Genomic DNA, 20729 nt, shown 5'->3' on the forward strand with positions numbered 1-20729 from the left:
GTCAGAAGATCCTCGGGTCGTCGAAGGCGCCGGTGGCGAGCAGATACACGTACAGGTCGGCGAGCGCGACGCTGAACAGCGAGGCCCAGGCGAGCTGCATGTGGCGGGTGTTGAGCTTCCCCACCCAGGTCCACAGCCGGTACCGCACGGGATGCTTCGAGAAGTGCTTCAGCCGTCCGCCGACGATGTGCCGGCAGGAGTGGCAGGACAGCGTGTACGCCCAGATCAGCACGATGTTGACCAGGAAGACGACCGTGCCGAGCCCGGCGTGGCCCCACGCGTACGTCTCGTCGCGGAAGGCGAGCACGGTGTCGTAGGTGAGGATCCCGGCGACCGGCAGCGCGGTGTAGAAGAAGTACCGGTGCGCGTTCTGCAGGATCAGCGGGAAGCGGGTCTCACCGGAGTACGAGCCGTGCGGCTCGGCGACCGCGCAGGCCGGGGGAGAGGCCCAGAAGCCCCGGTAGTACGCCTTGCGGTAGTAGTAGCAGGTCAGCCGGAAGCCGAGCGGGAAGATCAGGATCAGCAGCGCGGGGGACAGGCCCCACCAGCTGCCGAAGATCTCCCAGTTGGGCCCGCCCTTCATGGGCACGCAGTTCTCCGCCAGGCAGGGCGAGTAGAACGGCGAGACGTACGGGGCCGCGTAGTAGTCGGCGTTCGCGAAGGCCCGCCAGGTCGAGTACACGACGAAGGCGAGCAGTCCGGCCGCGGTGGCGGCGGGCGCGAGCCACCAGCGGTCGGTACGGAGGTGCCGGGCGGCGATGGCGGCGCGTGAGGCGTCGTGGACACCGCGGCCCGGCGCGAGGTGAGGTGGTTCGGTGCCGGTGGCCAAGGAGGTCTCCTAGGGATCCGCCGTGCTCGGAGGCGTGCCAGGGACGTGCCAGGAAGGTGCCGGGGGCGCGCGGAGGCGTGCCCGGGGCGTCACGAGGGGCGTCGCGGCCGGTGGGGACCGGCCGCGACACCCCTCGCTCCGCCCGTCAGGGCGCGTGACGGTCGCGGGCGCCGAGGCCCTCGTCGTCGGAGTCCGTCCACAGCTTGTCGTCGTACGGCGTGTCCGGGATGGACACCAGGCCCGACGTGTCCGCCGGCGCGGAGCCGCGCGTCGGAGGCTGCGCTCCGGACCGCTTCTCCAGTTCCTGGACCTTGCGGTTCAGCTCGTCCAGGCTGCGGCGTACGGCGTTCAGCTCGTCCTGCAGGGACATGGGTTGCCCTCACTTCCGCGATCGCGGGTGGCACACACCCGCCTGAGTGTTGCGCGTCACATCCTTGATCGGAAGCCGTGTGCCGGGATTCCACTCATCCGGGGAGGCGGCGGTTGCGCCGCACGGGTGGGGTTGGCGGCCGGGCCGCCGTGTCGCCGTCATCGGGCTCGTTCCTTCCTCTTCAGTATGGGCATTAGGTGTGATCATCTCCAAATTCCACCAAACAGGACGAAGAGGTACAAGCCATGTCCCAGGTCGGCGCCGCTCTTCGTGGGAGGACCGGTTCCCGGAGCCCCCGCTCCCGCACCCTCCGCTCCGTCGCGCTGGTCTCCGGCGGCGTGCTCGCGGTCTCCCTGCTCACCGGATGCAGCTCCGGCGACGACGAGGGCGGCGGCCGTCCGCTCGCCGCCCAGGACGTGGCGCCGGCCGACCGCGACCGGGTCGCCGACGGCGGCACCGTCCGCTGGGCCGTGGACGCGATGCCCACCACGCTCAACTCCTTCCAGGCGGACGCCGACGCGGCGACCGCCCGGGTCGCCGGCGCGGTACTGCCCTCGCTGTACACGCTCGACGGCCGCGGCCGCCCGGTGCTCAACCCGGACTACCTCGAGTCCGCGCAGGTCGTGGAGCGCGAGCCCAAGCAGGTCGTCCTCTACAAGCTCAACCAGCAGGCCGTCTGGAGCGACGGCCGGGAGATCGGCGCGGCGGACTTCGTGGCCCAGTGGCGCGCGCTGAGCGGACGGGACACCGCGTACTGGACCGCCCGCAACGCCGGCTACGAGCGCATCGAGAAGATCGAGAAGGGCAAGAACGACCTGGAGGTGCGGGTCACCTTCGGCAAGCCGTACGCCGACTGGCAGTCCCTCTTCACCCCCCTCTATCCGAAGGAGGTGATGGGCTCCCCGGCCGCCTTCAACGAGGGCGCGCGCACCGCGCTCAAGGCGACCGCCGGCCCCTTCCGGATCAAGGCCCTCGACAAGAAGTCCGGCACCGTCACCCTCGACCGCGACCCGCGCTGGTGGGGCCGCACGGCCAAGCTGGACGCCCTGGTCCTGACCGCCGTACCGCGCACCGAGCGCGCCGCGGCCCTCGCCAAGGGCACCGTCGACCTGGCCGACGTCGACCGCTCCACCGCGGACCGGATCGCGCTCGCGGTACGGGACGAGGGCGCCCACGGCAAGCCGCTCACCCACGGCCCCGGCGCGCAGATCACCCCCTCCGCGGCCCTGAAGTCCTGGGCGCTGGCGAACGGCTCCGACGACGGGCAGGCCGAGCTCGTGCAGGCGGCCCGGAAGAAGAACCAGCAGGCCGTCGCCGTGTACGCGGCCGAGCAGAACGCGCTCGAGCGCTACCGGGTCCGCAAGTCCCTGGAGCCCTCCTACACGCAGCTCTCGCTGAACGGCGAGTCCGGGCCGCTGGCCGACGAGCGGGTGCGCCGGGCCGTGGCCCGCGCCCTCGACCGCCGCGAACTGGCCAGGACCGTGCTGTCCCCGCTCGGCCTGCCCGCCGAGCCGCCCGGCAGCCACCTCGCCCTGGCCGGGCAGGCCGCGTACGCCGACAGCAGCGACGCGCTCGGCAAGCAGGACGCGGCGGAGGCGCGGGCGCTGCTCGCCGACGCCGGCTGGGTGCCGGGCGGCGCGAACACGAAGCCGGCCGGGACGAAGGCGGGCGCGGAGTCGACCGAGAAGAAGAAGGCGGCCGACAAGACCGCCGAGAAGAAGACGTCCGGGAAGAACAGCGGCGACGCCGCCTCCGACGACGGCCTCTACATCGTCGGCGACGACAAGCCCGGCGAGATCCCGCCCGGCACCGTCCTGCCCGGCGGCCGGGTCCCGGGCACCGGCGACACCCCCCGCCTCGCCTCCGCCGGCGCGCTCACCGGCGACCAGGAGGCCGTGGCCGGCGCGTACGCCCCGCGCGGCACCGCCGCCCCCGCGGCGGACGGACCGGCGGCCGGCGGCCCGCTCGGCAAGGACGGCAAGGCGCTCTCGCTGCGCTTCGTGCTCCCCTCCGGGCCCGGCTCGGAGTCGCTGCGCCAGGTCGGCGACAAGATCGCCCAGATGCTCGACAGGATCGGCATCGGCACCACGATCACCAAGGTCCCGGACGAGAGCTTCTTCAAGGACCACGTGGCCGCCGGCGAGTACGACCTGGCCCTGTACTCCTGGCCCGCCTCCGCCTTCCCGGCCACCGACGCCCGGCCGATCTTCGCCAAGCCGCAGCCGGCCTCGGACGGCTCCCTCCTCGTGGAGCAGAACTACTCCCGGGTCGGCACCGACCGTATCGACCAGCTGTTCGATCAGGCGGTCGGGGAGCTGGACGAGAAGCAGGCCCGCGAGCTGGTCAAGCAGGCCGACGCCCGGATCTGGGCCACCGCCGGATCGATTCCGCTGTACCAGCGCCCGCAGCTGGTCGCCGCGCGCCACGACCTCGTGAACGCCGGCGCCTTCGGCTTCGCCGCCCCCCGCTACCAGGACATCGGCTGGAAGAAGGCCGACTCGGGGAAGGGCGCCGTGAACCGGCAGAACTGACCCAGAACGGGCGCGGAGAGGGCGCGGATCCGACCGCGCCCTTTCGCAAGCTCAGAATCGGCTCAAGTCCCTTGCCCGCCGGACCCGCCGGCGGGCAACATCACGCTTGCCCTTGACCCGGGCTCACCCCCCACTCGGCAAGACCCCGCTCGGCATGACCTTCGAATGGCCCCCCTGGGCTCCTCCCGTACCATGGGAGGAGCCGTGGCGCGTCCCCGCCCGGCGGGCGTACGAGGACCGAGACTCTCTCCGACGCCTGACCCACGATCCGAGAGAAGCGCAAGCCACTCATGCCCACGCGCAACGACATCCGCAATGTCGCCATCGTCGCCCACGTCGACCACGGCAAGACGACCATCGTCGACGCCATGCTCAAGCAGGCCGGCGCCTTCGCCGCCCACCAGCAGCTCGACGACCGCATGATGGACTCGAACGACCTGGAGCGTGAGAAGGGCATCACGATCCTCGCCAAGAACACGGCGGTGAAGTATCACCCCAAGGACGGCGGGGCCCCGATCACGATCAACATCATCGACACCCCCGGCCACGCCGACTTCGGTGGCGAGGTCGAGCGCGGTCTGTCGATGGTCGACGCCGTCGTCCTGCTGGTCGACGCGTCGGAGGGTCCGCTCCCGCAGACCCGCTTCGTGCTGCGCAAGGCCCTGCAGGCCCGCATGCCCGTCATCCTCTGCATCAACAAGACGGACCGCCCGGACTCCCGGATCGACGAGGTCGTCAACGAGACCTACGACCTGTTCCTGGACCTGGACGCGGACGAGGACCAGATCGAGTTCCCGATCGTCTACGCCTGCGGCCGTGACGGCATCGCCTCGCTGACCAAGCCGGAGGACGGCACCGTCCCGGCGGACTCCACCAACCTGGAGCCGTTCTTCTCCACCATCCTGGAGCACGTCCCGGCCCCGACGTTCGACGAGGACGCGCCGCTCCAGGCCCACGTCACCAACCTCGACGCCGACAACTTCCTCGGCCGTATCGCGCTGCTCCGTGTCGAGCAGGGCGAGCTGCGCAAGGGCCAGACGGTCGCGTGGATCAAGCGTGACGGCTCCATCCAGAACGTCCGCATCACCGAGCTGATGATGACCGAGGCGCTCACCCGCAAGCCTGCCGAGGTCGCCGGCCCCGGCGACATCTGCGCCGTCGCCGGTATCCCGGACATCATGATCGGCGAGACGCTGGCCGACCCGGAGAACCCGATCGCCCTCCCGCTGATCACGGTGGACGAGCCGGCCATCTCCATGGTCATCGGCACCAACACCTCCCCGCTGGTCGGCCGCGGCGGCACCGGCAAGGGCGCGGACGCCAAGGCCGCGGTCAAGGACCGCAAGGTCACCGCCCGTCAGGTCAAGGACCGTCTGGACCGCGAGCTCATCGGTAACGTCTCGCTCCGCGTCCTCGACACCGAGCGTCCGGACGCCTGGGAGGTCCAGGGCCGTGGCGAGCTGGCGCTGGCCATCCTGGTCGAGCAGATGCGCCGTGAGGGCTTCGAGCTGACCATCGGCAAGCCGCAGGTCGTCACCAAGGACGTCGACGGCAAGGTCCACGAGCCGGTCGAGCGCATGACGATCGACGTGCCCGAGGAGCACATGGGCGCCGTCACCCAGCTCATGGGCGTCCGCAAGGGCCGGATGGACAACATGTCGAACCACGGCTCCGGCTGGGTCCGCATGGAGTTCGTCGTCCCGTCCCGCGGCCTCATCGGCTTCCGTACGGAGTTCCTGACCCAGACCCGCGGCACCGGCATCGCGCACTCGATCCACGAGGGCCACGAGCCGTGGTTCGGCCCGCTGCAGACCCGCAACAACGGTTCGCTGGTCGCCGACCGCGCCGGCTCGGTCACCGCCTTCGCGATGACCAACCTGCAGGAGCGCGGCGTGCTGTTCACCGACCCCGGCACCGAGGTGTACGAGGGCATGATCGTCGGCGAGAACTCGCGCTCCGACGACATGGACGTGAACATCACCAAGGAGAAGAAGCTCACCAACATGCGCTCCTCCTCGGCCGATTCCTTCGAGGCGATCGTCCCGCCGCGCAAGCTCTCCCTGGAGCAGTCCCTGGAGTTCTGCCGCGACGACGAGTGCGTCGAGGTCACCCCGGAGGCCGTCCGCATCCGCAAGGTGAACCTGGACCAGCGCGAGCGCGCCCGCGCCGCCTCGCGCGCCAAGAACGGTTGATCCGGGCGTCGATGTGACATAAGTCACCGTCTGTTGACGGTGTATCAGCGAAGGGCCCGGTTTCCCGCAGACACTGTGGGGAACCGGGCCCTTCGTCAAATCCATTAGCGGCACCGGGTGTCCGGTAATCGGCCGTCGCTCTCCGGAACGTGTGTTAACGGTCCGTTTCGGGGGTGTCTGTCTGTGCTCGCTTTGTCCGGATTTCGGTCTCATGGCCGATCCTGATGTTGTCAAACCGAGACCACTTAAGTGTGGTTTACGGCCCTGACGTACTTAATAGTTGGCTCCATTGAGCTCGGGTCAATGGGTCACGCACTGTGGGGAGTGCCGACTCACGAGCACACTCGGGGTACATGAGGGATTGCCGTCAGGGGTGTCGGCGTCCTCGGAGTACCCCTCTTGTAGTGACAAGTGGACTCATGAGGAGGAACCCATGCGCGGTGCCAAGAGCGCCAAGTGGGTAGCGGGTGCGATCGTCGTCGCCCTGGCGGCCACGGCTTGTGGCGGTGGCAGTGGTGAGGACAAGAAGAACGCCTCGGGCCAGCCCGAGGGCTACGTCTCGATCGACGTCGGCGAGCCGCAGAAGCCGCTGATCCCGGCCGACACGAACGAGAGCCTCGGCTCCTACGTCATCCAGTCGGTCTTCACCCAGCTGCTGGACTTCGACGCCAAGGGCGAGATCGTCTACACCAACGCCGAGTCGGTCTCGACCACGGACTCCAAGGTGTGGACCGTCAAGCTGAAGTCGGGCTGGAAGTTCCACAACGGCGAGGCCGTCACCGCGCAGTCCTACGTGGACGCCTGGAACTGGTACGCCAACGTCAAGAACAACCAGCAGAACGCGTTCTGGTTCTCCGACATCGCCGGCTACGCCGACGTGCACCCGGAGAAGGGCGAGCCGAAGGCCGACAAGATGTCGGGTCTGAAGGTCGTGGACGACAGCACCTTCACGATCACGCTGACCGACAAGGTCCCGTACTTCAACTACAAGCTCGGCTACGCGACGTTCGCGCCGCTCCCGAAGGTCTTCTACGACGACCCGAAGGCGTTCGGCCAGAAGCCGATCGGCAACGGCCCGTACAAGTTCGAGTCCTGGACCCACAAGAAGCTCATCCAGGTCGCGGCCTACGAGGACTACAAGGGTCCGAACAAGGCCAAGAACAAGGGCATCCAGTTCAAGAACTACGCCACCGTCGAGGCGGCGTACCAGGACGTCCTGTCCGGCAACCTGGACATGATCCGCCAGGTCGGCCCGACGGACCTGCCGAAGTACAAGCAGGACCTGGGTAACGGCGCCATCGAGCAGTCGTACGCGGCCATCCAGTCGCTCGTCCCGGCGTTCTACAGCAAGACGTTCAAGGACATCGACCCCAAGGTCATCCAGGGTCTGTCCATGGCGATCGACCGTGACACGATCACCAAGACCGTCCTGAACAACACCCGTACCCCGGCGAAGAGCTTCACCCCGCCGTCGGTCAAGGGCAACCAGGACCTGGGCACGGACGTCTTCACGTACAACCCGACCAAGGCGAAGCAGCTCATCACCGAGGGCGGCGGCGTCCCGGAGAACAAGCTCTTCATCCAGTACAACACCGACGGTGGCCACAAGGAGTGGGTGACCGCGGTCTGCGAGTCCATCCGCAAGGCCACCGGTGTCGACTGCGTCGGCGACCCGAAGCCCGACTTCCCGACGGACCTCGAGGCGCGCGACAACAACCAGGTCAAGGCGATGTACCGCGGTGGTTGGGTTGCCGACTACCCGGTCAACGTCAACTTCCTGAAGGAGCTCTACCACTCCAAGGCGGAGAGCAACAACGGTCGCTTCAACGACCCCGAGGTCGACGCGCTGATGGCGGCCGGTGACAAGGCCAACTCCCTCGACGAGTCGGTCAAGGCCTACCAGGCGGTCGAGAAGAAGATCCTCGAGAAGATGCCGGCCATCCCGCTCTGGTACTACCGCATCAACGGCGGCCACGGTAAGGGCGTCGACAACGTCGAGGTCGACTTCCACGGTGACTTCGAGCTGACCGGCGTCACCGTCAAGTAACCAGCCTGCGGGCCTCAACCCCCCACTCGGCCGTCAATCCGCCGCCGTCGGACATCCGACGGCGGCGGAGGTCAGGGGGCCGTCCGGCACGGACGGCCCCCTGACCGTCGTTCACCCCTCACGGAGGCACCCATGGGGCGCTACGTCGCACGACGACTGCTCCAGATGATCCCGGTCTTCATCGGGTCAACCCTGCTGATCTTCTCGATGATGTACGTGCTGCCCGGCGACCCCGTGCGCGCGCTGGCAGGCGAACAGAACGTGGACCCGGCGCAGATCGCGGCGCTGAGAAGCGACCTCGGACTCGACAAGCCACTCCTTGTGCAGTACGGGATCTATCTGGGCAACCTGCTCCAGGGTGATTTCGGTACGCAGATCGCCAGCAAGCTCCCGATCTCCGAGGTGATCGCGGCCGCTTACCCGATCACCATCCAGCTGACCCTGTTCGCGTTCACCTTCACGGTGGTCGCCGGCATCAGCCTCGGTGTGATCGCGGGCCTCAAGCCCGACACGCTGCGCGACCGCGGACTGCTGATCCTCACGCTGCTGCTGATCTCGGTCCCCTCGTTCGTCCTGGGCCGACTGTCCCAGTACTTCTTCGCGTTCGAGCTCGGCATCGTCGAGCCGAACGTCTCGCTCGACGAGAACCTGAGCGAACTGCTGCTGCCCGCCTCGGTGCTGGCCGCGCTGTCCCTCGCGTACGTCGCCCGGCTGACCCGCACGTCGATCGCCGAGAACCTGCGCGCCGACTACATCCGCACGGCCGTCGCCAAGGGTCTGCCGCGCCGCCGGATCGTCAGCGTGCACCTGCTGCGCAACTCGATGATCCCGGTCGTCACCTTCCTCGGCACCGACCTCGGCACGCTGATGGCCGGCGCGGTCGTCACCGAGGGCATCTTCAACATCAAGGGCGTCGGCAGCCTCATCTTCGATGCGCTGAAGCACCGTGAGGGCGCGACCGTGGTCGGCGTCGTCACGCTGATCGTGCTCGTCTACCTGATCGCCAGCCTGCTCGTCGACCTGCTTTACGCGGTTCTGGACCCGAGGATCCGTTATGCCTGAGAAGATCGCAGAGACCGCGGAGGGCTCCGTGGTCACCACCGCGGCCGCGTCCGACGCCGTCCAGGTGGCCGAGGCGGGTCCCGCTCCGGAGAAGGCGCGCAGCCTGTGGTCCGACGCCTGGCACGACCTGCGTCGCAACCCGCTGTTCCTCATCTCGTCGGTGCTGATCCTGCTGCTCGTCGTGATGGCCGCCGTGCCCACGGTGTTCACCGAGGCCTCGCCGCGCGACGGCGACCTGGTGAACCACTACCTGCAGCAGCCCAACTGGGGCCACTTCTTCGCGGCCGACTGGTTCGGCTACGACATCCAGGGCCGCTCCATCTACGCCCGCGTCATCCACGGCGCCCGGGCGTCGATCACCGTCGGTGTCACGGTCACCATCCTGGTCACCATCATCGGCGGCACCCTGGGCATGCTGGCCGGCTACTACGGCGGCCTCATCGACAGCATCCTGTCCCGGGTCACCGACATCTTCTTCGGCATCCCGTTCCTCCTCGGCGCGATGGTCATCCTGACCAGCTTCGAGAAGCGTGAGGTCTGGGTCGTGATCCTCGCCCTGGCCTTCCTCGGCTGGACGCAGATCGCCCGTGTCGCCCGCGGCGCGGTGATCACCGTCAAGCAGGCCGACTACGTGGTGGCGGCCCGCGCGCTCGGTGCCTCCACCTCGCGCATCATGATCAAGCACATCCTGCCGAACGCCCTCGCGCCCGTGATCGTCGTCGCGACGATCGCGCTCGGCGGCTACATCGGCGCCGAGGCCACGCTGTCCTTCCTCGGTATCGGTCTGGCCGAGCCGACGGTCTCGTGGGGCATCGACGTCTCCGACGGCTTCCAGCAGATCCGGAACGCGCCGTACGTCCTGATCATCCCGTCCATCATGGTCTCGATCACGGTGCTCTCGTTCCTCATGTTCGGCGATGCAGTGCGCAACGCCCTCGACCCCAAGCTGCGCTGAGGGAGGCGTACATGACCATCATCGACAGGACCGCGAGCGTACCCGCCCCGCGCGACGCCTCCGACGGCGACGACCTGCTCCTCGAAGTCCGCGACCTGCACGTGGAGTTCCACACCCGCGACGGCGTGGCCAAGGCCGTCAACGGTGTGAACTACTCGGTCAAGGCCGGCGAGACCCTGGCCGTGCTCGGCGAGTCCGGCTCCGGCAAGTCCGTCACCGCCCAGGCCATCATGGGCATCCTCGACATGCCGCCCGGCAGGATCCCCAAGGGTGAGATCTTCTTCCGCGGCGAGGACATGCTCAAGATGTCCGCCGAGGAGCGCCGCCGGATCCGGGGCCGGAAGATCGCGATGATCTTCCAGGACGCGCTGTCGTCCCTCAACCCGGTGCTCTCCGTCGGCTACCAGCTCGGCGAGATGTTCCGCGTGCACCAGGGCCTCTCCAAGAAGGAGGCCAAGGCCAAGGCCATCGAGCTGATGGACAAGGTCAAGATCCCGGCCGCCGCGGCCCGGGTCTCGGACTACCCCCACCAGTTCTCCGGCGGCATGCGCCAGCGCATCATGATCGCCATGGCGCTGGCCCTGGAGCCGGACCTGATCATCGCGGACGAGCCGACCACCGCGCTCGACGTGACCGTGCAGGCCCAGGTCATGGACCTCCTCGCGGAGCTCCAGCAGGAATACAACATGGGTCTGATCCTGATCACCCACGACCTCGGCGTGGTCGCCGACGTCGCGGACAAGATCGCGGTCATGTACGCCGGCCGGATCGTCGAGCAGGCGCCCGTGCACGAGCTGTACAAGCGCCCGGCGCACCCGTACACCCGTGGCCTCCTCGACTCGATCCCGCGCCTGGACCAGAAGGGCCAGGAGCTGTACGCGATCAAGGGTCTGCCGCCCAACCTGACGCGCATCCCGACCGGTTGTGCGTTCAACCCGCGCTGCCCGAAGGCGGACGACATCTGCCGTACGGAGATCCCGGCACTGCACCCGGTGACCGAGCAGGACGGCACCGAGCTGCCCGGCCGCGGAAGCGCGTGCCACTTCTGGAAGGAGACGATCCATGGCTGAGCTCAGCAAGAACGACGAGGCCACGGACGAGACTCCGAACGTCACCGAGGTGCACGAGGTCGACGCGCACAGCGAGGCGGAGGCCGTGGCCGCCCTCGAGGCGCCGGTCGGCCGTGGGGAGCCGATCCTCCAGGTGCGCAACCTGGTCAAGCACTTCCCGCTGACCCAGGGCATCCTCTTCAAGAAGCAGGTCGGCGCGGTCAAGGCCGTCGACGGGGTCTCCTTCGACCTGTACCAGGGCGAGACCCTGGGCATCGTGGGCGAGTCCGGCTGTGGCAAGTCCACCGTCGCCAAGCTCCTGATGAGCCTGGAGAAGGCGACCGCGGGCGAGGTCTTCTACAAGGGCCAGGACATCACCAAGCTGTCCGGCCGCGCGCTGAAGGCCGTCCGCCGCAACATCCAGATGGTGTTCCAGGACCCGTACACCTCGCTGAACCCGCGTATGACGGTCGGCGACATCATCGGCGAGACCTTCGAGATCCACCCCGAGGTGGCCCCGAAGGGCGACCGCCGCCGTCGCGTGCAGGAGCTGCTCGACGTCGTCGGTCTGAACCCGGAGTACATCAACCGGTACCCGCACCAGTTCTCCGGCGGTCAGCGCCAGCGCATCGGCATCGCCCGCGGCCTCGCGCTCAACCCGGAGATCATCATCTGCGACGAGCCGGTCTCCGCGCTCGACGTGTCGGTGCAGGCGCAGGTCGTCAACCTGATGGAGAAGCTGCAGGACGAGTTCAACCTCTCCTACGTCTTCATCGCGCACGACCTGTCGATCGTCCGGCACATCTCGGACCGGGTCGGCGTGATGTACCTCGGCAAGATGGCCGAGATCGGTACGGACCGGCAGATCTACGACCACCCCACGCACCCCTACACCCAGGCGCTGCTGTCGGCGGTCCCGGTCCCGGACCCGGAGGCCCGCGAGAACCGCGAGCGGATCATCCTCACCGGTGACGTCCCCTCGCCGGCCAACCCGCCGTCGGGCTGCCGCTTCCGCACCCGTTGCTGGAAGGTGCAGGACAAGTGCTCCACCGAGGTTCCGCTGCTCGCGGTCCCGGAGCGCTACCAGGGCCAGGACACCCCGGCCGCGCACGAGTCCGCGTGCCACTTCGCCGAGGAGAAGGACGTCGTGCACGCGGGCTGACCCGCGGACGACGCCACCGGCGGCTTGAGGGCCCCGGCACCCGAGTGGGTGCCGGGGCCCTCCCGCGTCCGGGCGCGGTGAACGTGCATAGCGATGGATATGGGGTGATATTGGGGCCTACATGAGCATCAGCACACTCAGGAGGCACTCCATGCGCGGAGCCACGCTCGCCAAGTGGGCCGCAGTGGCCACGGCCGTCGCCCTGGCCGGGACCGGCTGCGGCGGAGGGGACGGCGGTGGCGGCGGAGGTGCCGAGGGGATCGTCAGCGCGTCCTGGGGTGACCCGCAGAACCCGCTGGAGCCGGCCAACACCAACGAGGTGCAGGGCGGCAAGGTGCTCGCCATGATCTTCCGCGGGCTCAAGCAGTACGACCCGAAGTCCGGCGCGGCCGAGAACCTCCTCGCCGAGAAGATCGAGACCACCGACTCGACCAACTTCACCATCACCGTCAAGGACGGCTGGACCTTCTCCAACGGAGAGAAGGTGACCGCCAAGTCCTTCGTGGACGCCTGGAACTACGGCGCGAACCTGAAGAACAATCAGCGCAACGCGTTCTTCTTCGGCCAGATCGAGGGCTACGCCCAGGTCCACCCCGAGTCCGGCGAGCCGACGGCCCAGACGATGTCCGGCCTGAAGCTGGTCAACGACAAGGTCTTCACGGTCAAGCTGACCCAGAAGTTCTCCACCTGGCCCGACACCCTCGGCTACGCGGCCTTCTCGCCGCTGCCGCAGGCCTTCTTCACCGACCACGACGCCTGGGTCGCCAAGCCGATCGGCAACGGCCCGTACACCATCCAGTCGTACGCCAAGGGCTCCCAGATGGAGCTGGTGAAGTGGGACGGCTACCCGGGCGAGGACAAGGCGCAGAACGGCGGCGTCACCCTCAAGGTGTACACCGACAACAACACCGCCTACACCGACCTGGTCGCCGGCAACCTCGACCTCGTCGACGACGTGCCCGCCTCCCAGCTGAAGAACGTCGAGGCCGACCTCGGCGACCGGTACATCAACCAGCCCGCCGGCATCATCCAGACCCTCGCCTTCCCGTTCTACGACCCGGCCTGGAACAAGCCGGGCCAGGAGAAGCTGCGCACCGGCCTGTCGATGGCGATCGACCGCGACCAGATCACCCAGACGATCTTCCAGAACACCCGCACCCCCGCCACCGACTGGACCTCCCCGGTGCTCGGCGAGGCCGGCGGCTTCAGCGAGACCCTCTGCGGCGACGCCTGCAAGTACAACGCCGCCGAGGCGAAGAAGCTGGTCGCCGAGGGCGGCGGCATCCCCGGCGGCACGATGAAGATCTCGTACAACGCAGACACCGGCTCCCACAAGGAGTGGGTGGACGCGGTCTGCAACTCCATCAACCGGGCCCTCGGCAACACCAGCGCCTGCGTCGGCAACCCCATCGGCACCTTCGCCGACTTCCGCAACCAGATCACCCAGTCCAAGATGCCGGGGCCGTTCCGGGCCGGCTGGCAGATGGACTACCCGCTGATCCAGAACTTCCTCCAGCCGCTGTACTACACCGGCGCCTCGTCCAACGACGGCAAGTGGACCAACCAGGAGTTCGACGACCTGGTGGACAAGGCCAACGCCGAAGCCGACACGGCGACGGCCGTCAAGACCTTCCAGCAGGCCGAGGAAGTGCTGCGGGACGACATGGGCGCCATCCCGCTCTGGTACCAGAACGGCAGCGCCGGCTACTCGGAGCGCATCTCCGACGTGACGCTGAACCCGTTCAGCGTGCCCGTCTACGAACAGATCACGGTCAACTGACCGGCTGCTGACGCAGGTCGGCCGCTCCCGGCCCGGCGACGGCACTCCCGCGCCGGGCCGGGTGTCTTCCCCGCACCCACCCCCGGACCCCCGGAGCCCCTCATGGGTCGATATGTGATCCGGCGTCTGCTGCAGATGATTCCGGTCTTCTTCGGCGCCACGCTGCTGATCTTCCTGATGGTGAACGTGATGGGCGACCCCATCGCCGGCCTCTGCGGCGACCGGGCCTGCGACCCGGCGACCGCCGCCCAGCTGCGCAAGGAGTTCGGCCTCGACAAGCCGGTCTGGCAGCAATACCTGACCTACATGGGCAACGTCTTCACCGGCGACTTCGGCACCGCCTTCAACGGCCAGCCGGTGACCGAGCTGATGGGGCAGGCGTTCCCGGTCACCATCCGGCTCACCCTCGTGGCGATCTTCTTCGAGATCGTCATCGGCATCACCCTCGGCGTGGTCACCGGCCTGCGCCGCGGCCGCCCGGTCGACACCGGCGTGCTGCTGCTGACCCTGATCGTGCTGTCCGTGCCGACGTTCGTCACCGGCCTGCTGATCCAGCTGCTGCTCGGCGTCAAATGGGGCTGGATCTCCCCGGCGGTCTCCAGCGACGCCCCGCTGGACGAACTGATCGTCCCCGGCCTCGTCCTCGCCTCCGTCTCGCTGGCGTACGTCACCCGGCTCACCCGCACCTCGATCGCCGAGAACAAGCGCGCCGACTACGTCCGCACCGCCGTCGCCAAGGGCCTGCCCCGCCGCCGGGTGATCACCAAGCACCTGCTGCGCAACAGCCTCATCCCGGTGGTCACCTTCATCGGCGCGGACATCGGCGCGCTCATGGGCGGCGCGATCGTCACCGAGCGGATCTTCAACATCCACGGCGTCGGCTACCAGCTCTACCAGGGCATCGTCCGCCAGAGCACGCAGACCGTCGTCGGCTTCGTGACCGTCCTGGTCCTGGTGTTCCTGCTGGCCAACCTGCTCGTCGACCTCCTGTACGCCGTACTCGACCCGAGGATCCGCTATGCCTGAGCAGCCCGAGCCGTTCGACGACGGCCGCGCGATCGACCACACCGGTGCCGGGGGTGCGACGGACTTCGCGATGGACGAGGGCGAGAGCCTGGAGAAGAACCTGGGCGAGACCGGGAACGGCGGCCCCGACAAGAAACCCCGCTCCCTGTGGTCCGACGCCTGGCGGGACCTGCGCCGCAACCCGGTCTTCATCATCTCCGGGCTGATCATCCTCTTCCTCGTGATCATCTCGATCTGGCCGTCCCTGATCGCCTCCGGCGACCCCCTCGACTGCGACCTCTCCAGGGCCCAGGAGGGCTCCCAGCCCGGCCACCCCTTCGGCTTCAACGGCCAGGGCTGCGACGTCTACACCCGCACCGTCTACGGCGCGCGGACCTCCGTCGCCGTCGGCGTCCTCGCCACCCTCGGCGTGGCGATCCTCGGCAGCGTCCTCGGCGGCCTGGCCGGCTTCTTCGGCGGCGGATGGGACTCGGTGCTCTCCCGCCTCACCGACGTCTTCTTCGCCATCCCCGTCGTCCTCGGCGGCCTCGTCCTGCTGTCCGTGGTCACCAGCAACACCGTCTGGCCGGTCATCGGCTTCATGGTGCTGCTCGGCTGGCCGCAGATCTCCCGGATCGCCCGCGGCTCGGTCATCACCGCCAAACAGAACGACTACGTCCAGGCCGCCCGGGCGCTCGGCGCCTCCAACTCCCGGATGCTGCTGCGGCACATCACGCCCAACGCCGTCGCCCCGGTGATCGTCGTCGCCACCATCGCACTCGGCACGTACATCGCCCTGGAGGCGACCCTGTCGTACCTCGGCGTCGGGCTGAAGCCGCCGTCGGTCTCCTGGGGCATCGACATCTCCTCGGCCTCGCAGTACATCCGCAACGCCCCGCACATGCTGCTCTGGCCGGCCGGCGCGCTGGCGATCACCGTGCTCGCGTTCATCATGCTCGGCGACGCGGTGCGCGACGCCCTCGACCCGAAGCTGAGGTAGCCGTCCATGCTGCTCGAAGTGCGCGACCTGCACGTGGAGTTCCACACCCGCGACGGCGTGGCCAAGGCCGTCAACGGCGTCAACTACTCGGTGGACGCCGGCGAGACGCTCGCCGTGCTCGGCGAGTCCGGCTCCGGCAAGTCCGTCACCGCCCAGGCCATCATGGGCATCCTCGACATCCCGCCCGGAAAGATCGCCGGCGGCGAGATCGTCTTCCAGGGGCAGGACCTGCTCACCCTCAAGGAGGACGAGCGGCGGAAGATCCGCGGCGCCAAGATGGCGATGATCTTCCAGGACGCGCTCTCCTCGCTCAACCCCGTCCTCACCGTCGGCGACCAGCTCGGCGAGATGTTCCGGGTGCACCGCGGCATGTCCCGCAAGGACGCCAAGGACAAGGCAGTCGAGCTGATGGACCGGGTCCGCATCCCCGCCGCCAAGGAACGCGTCGGACAGTACCCGCACCAGTTCTCCGGCGGCATGCGCCAGCGCATCATGATCGCCATGGCGCTGGCCCTCGAACCCGAGCTGATCATCGCGGACGAGCCGACCACCGCCCTCGACGTCACCGTGCAGGCCCAGGTGATGGACCTGCTGGCCGAGCTCCAGCGCGAGTACAACATGGGGCTCATCCTCATCACCCACGACCTCGGCGTGGTCGCCGACGTGGCCGACAAGATCGCCGTCATGTACGCCGGCCGGATCGTCGAACAGGCCCCCGTCCACGAGATCTACAAGGCACCCGCCCACCCCTACACCAAGGGGCTCCTCGAATCGATCCCGCGCCTCGACCAGAAGGGCCGGGAGCTGTACGCGATCAAGGGCCTGCCGCCCAACCTGCTGGCCATCCCCCCGGGCTGCGCCTTCAACCCCCGCTGCCCGCTCGCCCAGGACATCTGCCGGACCGACGAGCCGCCGCTGTACGAGGTGACCGAGTCACCCGTGCCGCGCACCAGCGCCTGCCACTTCTGGAAGGAGTGCCTGCATGGCTGAGGCGATTCTTCAGGTCCGCGACCTGTACAAGCACTATCCGCTCACCCGGGGCGTCCTCTTCAAGAAGCAGGTCGGCGCGGTCCGCGCGGTCGACGGCGTCGACTTCGACCTGCACGAGGGCGAGACCCTCGGCATCGTCGGCGAGTCCGGCTGCGGCAAGTCGACCGTGGCGAAGATGCTGGTCAACCTGGAGCGGCCGACGTCAGGCTCGATCCTGTACAAGGGCGAGGACATCACCACCCTCTCCCAGCGGGCCCTCCGGTCCGTGCGCCGCAACATCCAGATGGTGTTCCAGGACCCGTACACCTCCCTGAACCCGCGCATGACCGTCGGCGACATCATCGGCGAGCCCTTCGACATCCACCCCGAGGTCGCCCCCAAGGGCGACCGCCGGCGCAAGGTGCAGGAACTGCTCGACGTGGTCGGCCTCAACCCCGAGTACGTCAACCGCTATCCGCACCAGTTCTCCGGCGGCCAGCGCCAGCGCATCGGCATCGCCCGCGGGCTCGCGCTGAAGCCGGAGGTCATCGTCGCCGACGAGCCGGTCTCCGCGCTCGACGTCTCCGTGCAGGCGCAGGTGGTCAACCTGCTGGAGCAGCTCCAGAACGAGTTCAAGCTGTCGTACGTGTTCATCGCCCACGACCTGTCGATCGTCCGGCACATCTCCGACCGGGTCGGGGTGATGTACCTCGGCCGGATCGTGGAGATCGGCACGGGCACCCAGATCTACGACCACCCCACGCACCCCTACACCCAGGCCCTGCTCTCGGCGGTTCCCGTCCCGGACCCGGAGGCCCGCGAGCACCGCGAGCGGATCATCCTGACCGGCGACGTGCCCTCCCCGGCCAACATCCCCTCCGGCTGCCGCTTCCGCACCCGCTGCTGGAAGGCCCAGGAGCGCTGCGAGCTGGAGGTCCCGGAGCTGGCGGTGCCGGCCGTCTTCCGGCTGACGGACAGCCCGGCCAAGCACGACTCGGCCTGCCACTTCGCGGAGGAGAAGCACGTGGTGCCGGCGGAGGGCGAGACGGAGGGCGAGACGGGGGACGGTACGGAGGGCGGGACTTGGGGCGGCGGAGGGACGTAACGCGTCGGCAACTCCCGTGACCCGGCTCCGATATACGGATCGGGCAGGCTGCTCAGCGTACGGCCGTGCGGGTGCCGTAGGCCGGCCGGAGCGCGATGTCGCTCCGGCCGGCCGTCTTTCACCGGGTCACAGGGACCGCTCCCTGTTCACAGGGACCGCTTGAGGAAGTCCACCTGGAGCAGCAGCAGGTTCTCCGCGATCTGCTCCTGCGGGGTCATGTGCGTGACCCCCGTCAGCGGCAGCACCTCATGGGGCCGTCCCGCCGCGAGCAGCGCGGAGGACAGCTTCAGGGAGTGGGCGACCACCACATTGTCGTCCGCGAGACCGTGGATGATCATCATCGGTCGCGCGGGGCTCTCCGCCCCGACCAGCCCGCCGTCCCACACCAGCGAGTTCGCCTCGTACACCTCCGGCCGCTCCTGCGGCGTCCCGCCCAGGTACCGCTCCGTGTAGTGCGTGTCGTACAGCCGCAGATCGGTCACCGGGGCGCCGACGACCGCCGCGCGGAACACGTCCGGCCGCCGCAGCACCGCCATCGCCGCCAGATACCCGCCGTACGACCAGCCCCGGACGGCCACCCGCTCCAGGTCCAGCGGGAACGTCCCGGCCAGCCCGTACAGCGCCTCGACCTGGTCCTCCAGGGTCTTCGACAGATCCCCGGCGATCTCCTTCTCCCACTCCGGCGACCGGCCCGGCGCGCCCCGCCCGTCCGCCACCACGACCGCGAACCCCTGGTCCGCGAACCACTGCGAGGTGACGTGCGCGTTGTGCGCGGCCACCACCCGCTGGCCGTGCGGCCCGCCGTACGGGTCCATGAGCACGGGGAGTAGTCCGTCACCTTCCTCGTAGCCGGTGGGGAGCAGGACGGCGCACGGAATTCGCCGTGCGCCCCCCTCGACGAGCCGCACCCGCGCGGACAGCACCGGCTGCTCCGCGTACGAGGCGATCACCGCGAGCTCCCGCCCGTCCCGCAGCACCCGGGTCACGCTCCCCGGGGCGTTCACCCGCGCGGAGGACAGCACCGTCACGTCGCCGCCTCGCACGGCCGAGTGAATTCCGGGCCCGTCGGACACCCGCTCCACGCCCAGTTCGTTCACCCGGTACACATGGAGCTCACCGAGCTCCGGTTCCTTCGCCTCCGCCCCGGCCGCGGCCGACACGAGCACGTCGTTCGCCCCCACGTCCAGGACGGCCCGCAGCTGCAGACTCCCGCCGGTCAGCGCCCGGTCCCCGACCTCCAGGACCCGTGCGCCGCCCTCGTCCGCGATCCGCACCAGCCGCCCCTGCGGGTCCCACGCCGGCGTCCCGGGATGCAGGTCCAGCCACACAGGGTCCTCGTCCACATGCACCGTCCGGGTCTCCCCGGACACCGCGTCCACCGCCAGATACGCCTCGAGGCGCTGGTCACGCGCCTGCACGAGCAGCAGCGGCGGCCCGTCCGCCGACCAGTGCACCCGCGCCAGATACGGGTACCGGGCCCGGTCCCACAGCACCTCCCGCCGGTCCCCGTCCAGGCCGATCAGGAACAGCCGCACCTCCGCGTTCGCCGTCCCCGCCGCCGGGTACGCCACCCGCTGCGGCTCCTCCTCGGGCCGCGCCGGATCCGCGATCCACCAGCGCGCCACCGGCGACTCGTCGACCCGTGCCACCAGCAGCCGGTCCGACTCGGGCGACCACCAGTAGCCGCGGGCCCGCCCCATCTCCTCGGCCGCCACGAACTCCGCGAGCCCGTACGTGCACTCCGCCTCCTCCGGCTCCGCCAGCGCCCGGTCCCCCTCGCCCTCCGCGCCGACCACCCGCAGCGCCCCCCGCGCCACGTACGCCACCAGGCGCCCGTCCGGCGACGGCCGCGGGTCGATCACCGGCCCCGGCACCCGCAGTTCGCGCGCCGTCCCGGCCCGCAGCTCCGCCGTGAACAGCCGCCCCGACAGCGGGAACGCCGCCAGCTCCACGGCCTGGTCCACCGCGTACGACACGATCCCCGCCGAGCCCTCCCGGCTCCGCTCCCGCCGCGCCCGCTCCTCGGCCGACAGCCGCTCCGCGGCCCCGCCGAGCAGCTCGGACGGGTCCGCCGCCACCCGCTCCCGGGTCGCCGTGCCGGCCGCCAGGTCCAGGACCCACAGAAGCTGCTCCCGGTGCGTGCCGGACGACGATCTCAGGAACACCACCCGCTCGCCGTCGGGGGACACGGTGAAGCCGCGCGGAGCGCCCAGGGTGAACCGCTGAGTCCGGGCGTACTGGCGGGGGAACGACAGCGGGGCGGCAGCATCAAGCGTGGAGGGCTCGTTCGTGGTCATGGGCCGAACCTAGCGGTGCGTGCGCCCCCTGTGCCCCCGTACACCGAAGGATGCATGGCCACACATAGTTATGATCGGTTGCAGTGTGTTCCGTACCGACGGTCGTACCGATGGCGGTACCGATGGCCGTACCGATTGCTCCGATGACGTGTGGAGGTGAACCGCCGTGGCACTCTCGATCTCGGTGGTGCTGCTGCTGGCGATCGTCGTCTTCCTGTTGGTCAAGAAATCAGGCCTCAAGGGAGGACATGCGGCGGTCTGCATGCTGCTCGGCTTCTTTCTGGCGAGCTCCACGGTCGCCCCGACGATCAGCACCTTCACCACGAACGTGGCCAGCATGATCGGCGGCATCAAGTTCTGAGGGCCCTCTCGTAGG

At 69.1% G+C, this 20729-nt stretch carries 16 protein-coding genes; 13 read left to right on the forward strand and 3 right to left on the reverse strand.

All coding sequences use genetic code 11. The features are described from left to right. Position 1: 1 nt before the first annotated feature. Together ABZO31_RS21800 and ABZO31_RS21805 are read right to left on the reverse strand one after the other, a co-directional pair. On the reverse strand, positions 2-829 hold the full coding sequence (locus tag ABZO31_RS21800; protein ID WP_406862934.1) for a hypothetical protein: 828 nt from the start codon (positions 827-829) through the stop codon (positions 2-4). Positions 830-974: 145 nt separating this feature from the next. Beyond that, complete coding sequence (locus ABZO31_RS21805) at positions 975-1199, reverse strand: hypothetical protein (protein WP_406862935.1); 225 nt, start codon at positions 1197-1199, stop codon at positions 975-977. Positions 1200-1444: 245 nt separating this feature from the next. Here ABZO31_RS21805 and ABZO31_RS21810 point away from each other — a divergent pair, with 245 nt between their 5' ends. The 12 genes from ABZO31_RS21810 to ABZO31_RS21865 all read left to right on the forward strand — a co-directional run bounded on the left by ABZO31_RS21810 (position 1445) and on the right by ABZO31_RS21865 (position 18056). Continuing rightward, the gene (locus tag ABZO31_RS21810; RefSeq protein ID WP_406862936.1) at positions 1445-3730 is read left to right on the forward strand and encodes an ABC transporter family substrate-binding protein; all 2286 of its coding nucleotides are present in this window, start codon (positions 1445-1447) and stop codon (positions 3728-3730) included. A 290-nt stretch (positions 3731-4020) separates the two neighbouring features. Continuing rightward, on the forward strand, positions 4021-5922 hold the full coding sequence (gene typA / locus ABZO31_RS21815; RefSeq protein ID WP_406862937.1) for a translational GTPase TypA: 1902 nt from the start codon (positions 4021-4023) through the stop codon (positions 5920-5922). Between the two features lie 433 nt (positions 5923-6355). Next, positions 6356-7969 (forward strand): peptide ABC transporter substrate-binding protein, encoded by a 1614-nt coding sequence (locus ABZO31_RS21820; protein ID WP_406862938.1) that lies wholly within the window; start codon positions 6356-6358, stop codon positions 7967-7969. A 132-nt stretch (positions 7970-8101) separates the two neighbouring features. Then, positions 8102-9031, forward strand: coding sequence for an ABC transporter permease (locus tag ABZO31_RS21825; protein ID WP_406862939.1), 930 nt, complete (start codon positions 8102-8104; stop codon positions 9029-9031). After that, the gene (locus tag ABZO31_RS21830) at positions 9024-9986 is read left to right on the forward strand and encodes an ABC transporter permease (protein WP_406862940.1); all 963 of its coding nucleotides are present in this window, start codon (positions 9024-9026) and stop codon (positions 9984-9986) included. Before ABZO31_RS21825 ends, ABZO31_RS21830 begins: the two co-directional genes overlap by 8 nt. A gap of 11 nt (positions 9987-9997) precedes the next feature. Continuing rightward, positions 9998-11056 carry an ABC transporter ATP-binding protein gene (locus ABZO31_RS21835; protein ID WP_406862941.1) on the forward strand — a complete coding sequence of 353 codons (1059 nt, stop codon included), beginning with the start codon at positions 9998-10000 and terminating at the stop codon, positions 11054-11056. Further along, a complete protein-coding gene (locus tag ABZO31_RS21840; protein WP_406862942.1) occupies positions 11049-12197 on the forward strand; it encodes an ABC transporter ATP-binding protein in 1149 nt (382 codons plus the stop codon). The genes ABZO31_RS21835 and ABZO31_RS21840 overlap by 8 nt, the downstream gene beginning before the upstream one ends. Before the next feature lie 151 nt (positions 12198-12348). Beyond that, positions 12349-13977: a peptide ABC transporter substrate-binding protein gene (locus ABZO31_RS21845; RefSeq protein WP_406862943.1), complete on the forward strand. Its 1629-nt coding sequence runs from the start codon at positions 12349-12351 to the stop codon at positions 13975-13977. Positions 13978-14079: 102 nt separating this feature from the next. Then, complete coding sequence (locus ABZO31_RS21850) at positions 14080-15003, forward strand: ABC transporter permease (RefSeq protein WP_406862944.1); 924 nt, start codon at positions 14080-14082, stop codon at positions 15001-15003. Further along, complete coding sequence (locus tag ABZO31_RS21855; protein ID WP_406862945.1) at positions 14996-15982, forward strand: ABC transporter permease; 987 nt, start codon at positions 14996-14998, stop codon at positions 15980-15982. Before ABZO31_RS21850 ends, ABZO31_RS21855 begins: the two co-directional genes overlap by 8 nt. Before the next feature lie 6 nt (positions 15983-15988). Then, complete coding sequence (locus tag ABZO31_RS21860; protein WP_406862946.1) at positions 15989-16972, forward strand: ABC transporter ATP-binding protein; 984 nt, start codon at positions 15989-15991, stop codon at positions 16970-16972. After that, positions 16965-18056: an ABC transporter ATP-binding protein gene (locus tag ABZO31_RS21865; protein ID WP_406862947.1), complete on the forward strand. Its 1092-nt coding sequence runs from the start codon at positions 16965-16967 to the stop codon at positions 18054-18056. The genes ABZO31_RS21860 and ABZO31_RS21865 overlap by 8 nt, the downstream gene beginning before the upstream one ends. A 146-nt stretch (positions 18057-18202) precedes the next feature. Here ABZO31_RS21865 and ABZO31_RS21870 read toward each other — a convergent pair whose 3' ends face one another. After that, positions 18203-20353: a S9 family peptidase gene (locus ABZO31_RS21870; protein WP_406862948.1), complete on the reverse strand. Its 2151-nt coding sequence runs from the start codon at positions 20351-20353 to the stop codon at positions 18203-18205. A 166-nt stretch (positions 20354-20519) separates the two neighbouring features. Here ABZO31_RS21870 and ABZO31_RS21875 point away from each other — a divergent pair, with 166 nt between their 5' ends. Beyond that, on the forward strand, positions 20520-20714 hold the full coding sequence (locus ABZO31_RS21875; protein ID WP_406862949.1) for a hypothetical protein: 195 nt from the start codon (positions 20520-20522) through the stop codon (positions 20712-20714). The last annotated feature ends 15 nt before the right edge of the window (positions 20715-20729 follow it).

Origin of the sequence: Streptomyces solicamelliae, assembly GCF_045348655.1 — a bacterium.
Taxonomy (GTDB): domain Bacteria; phylum Actinomycetota; class Actinomycetes; order Streptomycetales; family Streptomycetaceae; genus Streptomyces; species Streptomyces solicamelliae.

What these genes read in the sequence shown, in the direction of transcription:
- ABZO31_RS21805 (WP_406862935.1), bottom strand. Translation starts at nt 1,199, where the DNA reads ATGTCCCTGCAGGACGAGCTGAACGCCGTACGCCGCAGCCTGGACGAG.
- ABZO31_RS21810 (WP_406862936.1), top strand. Translation starts at nt 1,445, where the DNA reads ATGTCCCAGGTCGGCGCCGCTCTTCGTGGGAGGACCGGTTCCCGGAGC.
- typA (WP_406862937.1), top strand. Translation starts at nt 4,021, where the DNA reads ATGCCCACGCGCAACGACATCCGCAATGTCGCCATCGTCGCCCACGTC.
- ABZO31_RS21820 (WP_406862938.1), top strand. Translation starts at nt 6,356, where the DNA reads ATGCGCGGTGCCAAGAGCGCCAAGTGGGTAGCGGGTGCGATCGTCGTC.
- ABZO31_RS21825 (WP_406862939.1), top strand. Translation starts at nt 8,102, where the DNA reads ATGGGGCGCTACGTCGCACGACGACTGCTCCAGATGATCCCGGTCTTC.
- ABZO31_RS21830 (WP_406862940.1), top strand. Translation starts at nt 9,024, where the DNA reads ATGCCTGAGAAGATCGCAGAGACCGCGGAGGGCTCCGTGGTCACCACC.
- ABZO31_RS21835 (WP_406862941.1), top strand. Translation starts at nt 9,998, where the DNA reads ATGACCATCATCGACAGGACCGCGAGCGTACCCGCCCCGCGCGACGCC.
- ABZO31_RS21840 (WP_406862942.1), top strand. Translation starts at nt 11,049, where the DNA reads ATGGCTGAGCTCAGCAAGAACGACGAGGCCACGGACGAGACTCCGAAC.
- ABZO31_RS21845 (WP_406862943.1), top strand. Translation starts at nt 12,349, where the DNA reads ATGCGCGGAGCCACGCTCGCCAAGTGGGCCGCAGTGGCCACGGCCGTC.
- ABZO31_RS21850 (WP_406862944.1), top strand. Translation starts at nt 14,080, where the DNA reads ATGGGTCGATATGTGATCCGGCGTCTGCTGCAGATGATTCCGGTCTTC.
- ABZO31_RS21855 (WP_406862945.1), top strand. Translation starts at nt 14,996, where the DNA reads ATGCCTGAGCAGCCCGAGCCGTTCGACGACGGCCGCGCGATCGACCAC.
- ABZO31_RS21860 (WP_406862946.1), top strand. Translation starts at nt 15,989, where the DNA reads ATGCTGCTCGAAGTGCGCGACCTGCACGTGGAGTTCCACACCCGCGAC.
- ABZO31_RS21865 (WP_406862947.1), top strand. Translation starts at nt 16,965, where the DNA reads ATGGCTGAGGCGATTCTTCAGGTCCGCGACCTGTACAAGCACTATCCG.
- ABZO31_RS21870 (WP_406862948.1), bottom strand. Translation starts at nt 20,353, where the DNA reads ATGACCACGAACGAGCCCTCCACGCTTGATGCTGCCGCCCCGCTGTCG.